We start from the raw sequence: 898 nt of genomic DNA on the forward strand, positions 1-898 counted from the left end.
TCCACTTGAATGAATGGAAACATTATTTCCAGAATGAAGAGAGAGACTATCATTCGAATTCAGTGAAATGCTACTACCTGCCTTCAAAGAGATGCCGCCTTTTGCGTTTAAATTTATATCGCTTTCTGAAACAATCTTTATGCCATCTGGTGCGGTAAGCTCTAGCTTGCCACCATCACCTTTTAGTGACACACCATCAGCGATTGTCAGGATAAGCTTTCCGCCGGATTTGATGTGAATTCCATAAGTGTTTTGTTCATCATCATATTCAAGGCTGGTTCCATCAGGGTATATCGTTCGGTGAATGCTGCCCTTATCGGCTGCTTGATTAGCATCTGTATGAAGTGAACCAATAATCACCCCTTGTGATAAATCCCCTGATGACGAGATAACAACTACTTGCTCTCCAACATCGCGTCCTTCATAAGAACGTGTTTTACCGGCGCGGGCTTGGGTATCTGGAATCCAGTCACTGACAAGATTGCCACTTTTTACCCGATAGCGTGCGTTTTTATGGTCGACATGGCTAATCTTCCCCACCACAACCATATTGGCCACACGTCTCTTTAGATCTGTGATTTCTTTATCGCGTCGCTCTAACATGTCCACCTTCAATTTTATGGTATTTGTCTTCGTTTCCCACACCTGTTTCGGGTTTAAAACCGACAAGGGGTTCAACAACTCTTGCTGTTACACTGCCTTCTTCTTCATTCATGTTGGGGATATTTGTCACATAAATGACTTCAAAGGTTAAAATTGCACCGTGGAGTGCTAGAGCGCCATTATCACCAAAGGCAAAAGCAATATTTTGCAGGCGGCATGTTTCAACTGTGTTGTTGAGATTGGGATTAGCGTAGAAAACCTCCTCAACTTCCCATGCTAATTGGTCAACAAAACG

The 898-nt window shown here is 43.1% G+C and carries 1 protein-coding gene and 1 pseudogene; both read right to left on the reverse strand.

Annotated elements, in window-relative coordinates; genetic code table 11:
• The coding region (locus ACFINL_RS09705) for a phage baseplate assembly protein V (protein ID WP_375651488.1) at window positions 1-603 on the reverse strand (603 nt) is incomplete at its 3' end.
• Window positions 584-898, reverse strand: a pseudogene (locus ACFINL_RS09710) (hypothetical protein); the annotation flags it as partial. The gene ACFINL_RS09705 and the pseudogene ACFINL_RS09710, both read right to left, overlap by 20 nt.

The sequence above is a fragment of the Bartonella sp. AA78NXGY genome (assembly GCF_042197005.1).
Taxonomy (GTDB): Bacteria; Pseudomonadota; Alphaproteobacteria; order Rhizobiales; family Rhizobiaceae; genus Bartonella.